The 6,874-nt window shown below is 40.7% G+C and carries 4 protein-coding genes and 1 rRNA gene (1 of these 5 only partly in view); 4 read left to right on the plus strand and 1 reads right to left on the minus strand.

Features of this window, described 5'->3' with window-relative positions; translation table 11 throughout:
* Positions 1-21: 21 nt before the first annotated feature.
* Positions 22-1,260, minus strand: a complete 1,239-nt coding sequence (locus RHP56_RS00760; RefSeq protein WP_462794712.1) for a YhgE/Pip domain-containing protein — start codon at positions 1,258-1,260, stop codon at positions 22-24.
* 134 nt (positions 1,261-1,394) lie between these two features.
* Between RHP56_RS00760 and RHP56_RS00765 the strand changes: the two genes are divergently transcribed.
* The 4 genes from RHP56_RS00765 to RHP56_RS00780 all read left to right on the plus strand — a co-directional run.
* Complete coding sequence (locus RHP56_RS00765; RefSeq protein ID WP_011679118.1) at positions 1,395-1,982, plus strand: TetR/AcrR family transcriptional regulator; 588 nt, start codon at positions 1,395-1,397, stop codon at positions 1,980-1,982.
* A 98-nt stretch (positions 1,983-2,080) separates the two neighbouring features.
* The gene (gene gltX / locus RHP56_RS00770) at positions 2,081-3,577 is read left to right on the plus strand and encodes a glutamate--tRNA ligase (RefSeq protein WP_042252391.1); all 1,497 of its coding nucleotides are present in this window, start codon (positions 2,081-2,083) and stop codon (positions 3,575-3,577) included.
* Positions 3,578-3,718: 141 nt separating this feature from the next.
* Positions 3,719-5,125, plus strand: a complete 1,407-nt coding sequence (cysS, locus tag RHP56_RS00775; protein WP_014324200.1) for a cysteine--tRNA ligase — start codon at positions 3,719-3,721, stop codon at positions 5,123-5,125.
* A 537-nt stretch (positions 5,126-5,662) separates the two neighbouring features.
* Positions 5,663-6,874: ribosomal RNA gene (locus tag RHP56_RS00780) — 16S ribosomal RNA — on the plus strand; it runs 339 nt beyond the window's last position.

Here is a 6,874-nt window from a genome sequence, read left to right on the forward strand (position 1 = left end):
TCCTAGAAAGGTCCTTTTTTGTTATGAAGGTTGTACCAGCGGTGTGCTCTTTTTTTGGAAAGCAACAATAGCTAGGTGAATAATAATAGCTACGATGCCAATGGTCAGAAGTTGCAGCCAAAGGGTGTGTGTGTTATTGCCGCCGTATAAAATGTTGTAATCTGCACGAATTGAATAGAAACAAGGAGAAATGTTACTCATGACCTTGAAAAAATCAGGCAGGATTGGGCGTGGAATGAGACCGGCCCCTGAAACGACTTGAGTCAGCATGAAAGGCATATTGATCATAATACCAAGTTGTCCAAAAATTAATGAGAAGATTAGGTTGACATTCAATGATGCAAATAACTCAATAGAATGGTTAACCCACAGTTGCCAATAGGTATTACTATCAAAATGAAGCATACTTTTGCTTAATGCAACAATTAACAGCGGTGCTATCATTGAAATTAAGATAATAGCGATTTCCGTATAAGTGTATGCTTTCCAGCGACCTATTAATGGTGAAAATGACTTGTATGCAACGACAATTAACATGGCGCCAATCATGGAACCAATATAAAAAGCTAGTGACATAAAGAACGGAGCCATGCTATGTTGCATACCAGAAGGTGCTTTATTCACTTTTACAATGCTGTAATTGTATGAATTAGCAACGTTTGCATAGGTTTGATTTATTTTTGCTGTAGCAGTGCTTTTTGTTTGTTCAGCTTTTTGTAAAATAGCGTCTTTTTGTGTTGGATTAGCTGTGATTAATGATTTTGTCTCTGATTCTAATTGTGACAATTCGGTGGCTGTTAGAACCCCCTTGCTTTGCTGCAGTAAAACACTTTTTTGAACATGATTACCGACTGATTTGGCGACAGTTTCCATGGCTGAAACTGATGTCATAGGATTGGCGTAGTTGATGTAAAACTTAAGTTCACCTTTAGATTGACCATCTATTTTCTTGAGGTTGGCATTGAAATCTTTTGGAATATCAATAATTAAATAAATTTCGCGATCGTTCAATTGACTTTTAGCCTGTTTCATATTCAAATCAGTTTTGACGTGTTTAAACGGCAAGCTTTTTTTAAGTTGTTTTTTTAATGTAGTGCTGTCCTTATCTTGGTTGACAATGGCAACTGGCAATTGGTTTATTTTGCTGGGCACGACTTTATACCCTGAAAAATAAATGCCAACCATCAATAAGCCGTAGAATAGCACGATAATGAGCGCTCCGATGACACCCTTGCTGACAATAAATTTTTTGAAACTCATGTGGAACTCCTTTTCTTTTGCTGACAATAGAGTAGCACTTATTCGTTTTGCATGCAAGTAGTTGCGTGCATACTAAAAATAGTCTGTCTTTCAAAAGAGAATATGATAATATAACTAAAGAAGAGGTACGAAACATGTCCAAACAACCATCAAAATACGATTTAATTTTAAATGCGTTCATTACATTGTTGATAGAAGTTGGTTATCAATCGGCAACCATCAACAAAATTGCTGAAAAAGCGAATGTCAATCCTAGTACAATTTTTAGAAAGTTTAAAGACAAAGAAGGGTTACTATCAGCTGTGATTGATAGGCATCTCAATGATTTGGCTGCTATTTTTGATGATGCACTGGTTGTGACGGGTGATATTGAGACTGACCTAATCAATATGTCAAGAACGTATCAAGAGTTTCAGGAGAAACATCAAGAAGTTGTTTTGATAGGCCTTCAAGAATCTTTTCGAATGCCAAAAGTGAGTCATGCGGTCGAAGAAATACCAATTCGATTCAGAAAAATCTTACTGCAGTATTTTACAGAGATGAGGGCACAAAATAAAATAAAAAAGTCGGTAGATGTGGAAGCAGCGGTTATGAATGTCATATGGTTGAATTTCGGTTATTTTTTGACTGCGATTCGCTATGACAATCCTGAGTTAATTACTGAACCAGAAGATTTCTACGAAAAGCAAATTCGCTTTTTTGCAAAAAGTTTACGTCCATAAAAACACGATATAGTGATTGGAAATTAGTATCATGAGTGTTGTATACTAGTACCTAGACAAAACGGTACTAAATACCATACATAGGAGATTATTGATTCATGACAGAAGACATACGTGTTCGCTATGCGCCGTCACCAACGGGACATTTGCATATAGGGAATGCACGAACAGCTATTTTTAATTGGTTATTTGCACGCCACTACAATGGCACATTCGTTATTCGTATTGAGGATACTGACTCAGCACGTAATATTGCTGATGGCGAAAAATCACAACTTGAAAATTTAGCTTGGCTAGGTTTAGACTGGGATGAGAGCCCAGAAAAACCAGGCGTTTATGGACCTTATCGTCAATCAGAACGTAATGAACAGGGTATTTATCAAGAATTTATCGATGCACTATTAGCTAGTGGGCAAGCGTACAAGTCTTACAAAACGTCAGAACAGCTCGCCTCTGAACGTGAAGCGCAACAGGCGGCTAAGCAGGCGCCGCATTATGTTTATGAATATGAAGGTTTGACTAACGAAGAGCGTGAAGCCAAATATGCTGAATTTGAAGCACAAGGATTAAAGCCGGTAGTGCGTTTCCGTGTACCAGAAGAGCAGGTATATGCTTGGGATGACATCGTTAAAGGGCATATCGAGATTGGTGCTAAAGAAGTTGGTGGTGATTGGGTCATTCAAAAAGCTGATGGTATGCCAACTTATAATTTTGCGGTTGTCGTTGATGACCACTTGATGAAAATTTCCCACGTTCTTCGTGGAGATGACCACGTCTCAAATACACCAAAGCAAATCATGATTTATGAAGCTTTGGGGTGGGATGTGCCAAAGTTTGGACACATGGCTTTGATTATCAATGGAGAAACTGGTAAGAAATTGTCTAAACGTGATGAAAATCTCTTGCAGTTCGTTGAACAATACAAGGAATTAGGCTACCAACCACAAGCTATGGTTAATTTTATTGGTTTGCTGGGGTGGTCACCAAAGGGTGAAGATGAAATCTTTAGTTTGTCAGAATTCAAAGAAATGTTTGATGAAAAGCGTTTGAGCAAAGCAAATGCTAAGTTCGATCAAAAGAAATTAGAATGGGTCAACAACCAATGGATGCGTCGTGATACGGATGCTGTTATGCCACAACTTATTCAAGAGCTCGTCAATGCTCATTTGATATCTGCAGATGATGCTGCTGATAAGAAAAAGTGGTTGTCAGAAGTTATTAAAGTCGCTGGCGTTGATGGTATATCATATACGCGTCAAATTGTTGAGCTAGTTCGCAAACCTTTCTTTGAGTTGGGCAATATAACAGATGAAATGGTTGAATACCTGACTTCAGAAGATGGCCGTAAAGTGGCAGCTGCGTGGGAATCAACATATGAATCCTTGCCGACTGATGCAACTCCGGCCGACTATATGAGTACAATTCGTGCGATTCAAAACGACTTAGAAATAAAAGGCCGTAACTTATGGAATCCTATTCGTATTATGACTACTCACGAAGTCCAAGGGCCTAATTTACCAGAAATGTTGACATTGTTGGATAAGAACACTGTTCTGAAGACAATGCGCGATGTGAAAGAAAAATATTTAGCATAGGTATCTAAACGTCGAGGAATGCTCGGCGTTTTTTATTATGATTTTGAGTATCCATTCGTACTGAGGAATAATGCCAAAATGTTTGCAGCTCATGTATAATACTAAGTAATAATAATTTTTCTATTATAAAGGGAGCAAACTATGATCTACGTCTACAATACGTTATCACGTGAAAAAGAAGTTTTTAAGCCAATTACTGCTGGCAAAATAAACATGTATGTTTGTGGCCCCACAGTATATAACTATATCCATATTGGGAATGCTCGCTCAGCCATTGCTTTTGACACAGTGCGCCGCTATTTTGAATATCGTGGTTATGAAGTCAATTATGTTTCGAATTTTACTGACGTGGACGACAAAATTATTAATCGTGCGCAAGAAGAAGGCATTTCTGAACTAGAGGTTGCTAATAAGTATGCTGATGCCTTTGATGAAGATACTCTGCCATTAAATATTAAACCTGCCACGGTGCGTTCACGTGCAACAGAAGTTATCCCAGAGATCATCGAATTCGTAAAAGATCTTATTGATAAAGGCTATGCATATGAGTCCGAAGGGGATGTTTACTTCCGTGCTAAGAAATTCAAGGGCTATGGTATTTTAGCTCATCAGGATTTGGCAGAGATGGAAGCTAATGCTGCTGGTCGTTTGAATGATGAGGAGACTATTCGTAAAGAGGATCCGATTGATTTTGCTGTTTGGAAAAATGAGCCACGGGAAGGTGTTATCTCATGGTCGTCTCCATGGGGGAATGGTCGTCCGGGCTGGCATATAGAGTGCTCGGTTATGGCGCAAAAGTACTTGTCGAATACAATTGATATCCATGGTGGCGGTATTGATTTAGCATTTCCACATCACACAAACGAAATTGCGCAGTCTGAGGCCAGAACGGGACAAAAGTTTGTTAATTATTGGATGCATAATGGATTTGTTAATGTTAATAATGAAAAGATGTCAAAATCTCTCGGTAATTTTACAACGCTACATGACATGCTAGCGACTTATGACGATCCAATGGTCATTCGATACTTATTGACCACAACGCAGTATCGGCGACCAATTAACTATGAAGCAAGCACTTTAGAACAAGCACGTTTAGAATTAGAACGCATCCGTACAGCTTATAGAAATTTGATGTTTCGAGCGGAAACATCGGAACCTGGTGGGGATGAAGATGTTGAGACATTGATTGAAGTGCAAAAGAAAGCGTTTGACCAGGCGATGGATGATGACTTTAATACGCCCAACGCGCTTGCAGCTATTTTTGAACTTGTTAGTATAGGGAATACCTACACTGAGCGTAACACTGTAAAAGTTGATACTGTTCAGCATTTATTAGGAACAATTGCCGATTTATTATCTGTATTTGGTATTGAGGGATTGGATGGTAACGAAGAACTTACAACGAAGCAACGCGAATTATTGGATAAACGTGTATTAGCTCGTGAGTCGCATGATTTTGAAGAATCAGACTTGTTACGTAATCAGTTAAAAGAAGTTGGTATATTTGTAGAAGATACACCACAAGGCCAACGTTGGCATAAATAAAAAAAGCTATCAGCTTGCTGATGGCTTTTTTTATTTATTAAGTAAAGGTAAAGGCAAAAGAACGAAAAGGAGGGAAGGGGTAAAAAAGGGGCGGATAAAGCGAATGAGGAGGTAAAGTAAGGGGATAAAAAGGGATAAAAAGCGAACGAAGGAAAGAGATAAAAAACAAGTAAAAAAAGTAGTTGACGAGGGGGAATAAAGTTGGTATATTAGTATATGTTCCGACGGAGCGAAGCGACGCAAAGCGTTGCGAGGCAAGGGGGAGCGAGAGCGTAAGGGCAGTGAGGTCGACGAAAACTTCTTAAAAGAAGTAGTTGACAAAGCGAAACGAGCGTGGTAGGATAATATAGTTGTCTCAGCGACAACGAGTAGCACATTGAAAACTGAACAAAACTTTGAACAAACGAATCTGTAGCTGTTACGTAAAGTAACAAAAACAAATTTGCGAAGTCAATTCGTAACAAACAATAAACGGATTACGTTATAGAGATATAGCGAAATATAGTCAGTTTAATCGAAGAGCAATCTTCAAATTTTCAAATTGAGAGTTTGATCCTGGCTCAGGATGAACGCTGGCGGCGTGCCTAATACATGCAAGTCGAACGCACAGCGAAAGGTGCTTGCACCTTTCAAGTGAGTGGCGAACGGGTGAGTAACACGTGGACAACCTGCCTCAAGGCTGGGGATAACATTTGGAAACAGATGCTAATACCGAATAAAACTTAGTGTCGCATGACACAAAGTTAAAAGGCGCTTCGGCGTCACCTAGAGATGGATCCGCGGTGCATTAGTTAGTTGGTGGGGTAAAGGCCTACCAAGACAATGATGCATAGCCGAGTTGAGAGACTGATCGGCCACATTGGGACTGAGACACGGCCCAAACTCCTACGGGAGGCTGCAGTAGGGAATCTTCCACAATGGGCGAAAGCCTGATGGAGCAACGCCGCGTGTGTGATGAAGGCTTTCGGGTCGTAAAGCACTGTTGTATGGGAAGAACAGCTAGAATAGGAAATGATTTTAGTTTGACGGTACCATACCAGAAAGGGACGGCTAAATACGTGCCAGCAGCCGCGGTAATACGTATGTCCCGAGCGTTATCCGGATTTATTGGGCGTAAAGCGAGCGCAGACGGTTTATTAAGTCTGATGTGAAAGCCCGGAGCTCAACTCCGGAATGGCATTGGAAACTGGTTAACTTGAGTGCAGTAGAGGTAAGTGGAACTCCATGTGTAGCGGTGGAATGCGTAGATATATGGAAGAACACCAGTGGCGAAGGCGGCTTACTGGACTGCAACTGACGTTGAGGCTCGAAAGTGTGGGTAGCAAACAGGATTAGATACCCTGGTAGTCCACACCGTAAACGATGAACACTAGGTGTTAGGAGGTTTCCGCCTCTTAGTGCCGAAGCTAACGCATTAAGTGTTCCGCCTGGGGAGTACGACCGCAAGGTTGAAACTCAAAGGAATTGACGGGGACCCGCACAAGCGGTGGAGCATGTGGTTTAATTCGAAGCAACGCGAAGAACCTTACCAGGTCTTGACATCCTTTGAAGCTTTTAGAGATAGAAGTGTTCTCTTCGGAGACAAAGTGACAGGTGGTGCATGGTCGTCGTCAGCTCGTGTCGTGAGATGTTGGGTTAAGTCCCGCAACGAGCGCAACCCTTATTGTTAGTTGCCAGCATTCAGATGGGCACTCTAGCGAGACTGCCGGTGACAAACCGGAGGAAGGCGGGGACGACGTCAGATCATCA

The sequence above is a fragment of the Leuconostoc sp. C5 genome (assembly GCF_056530425.1).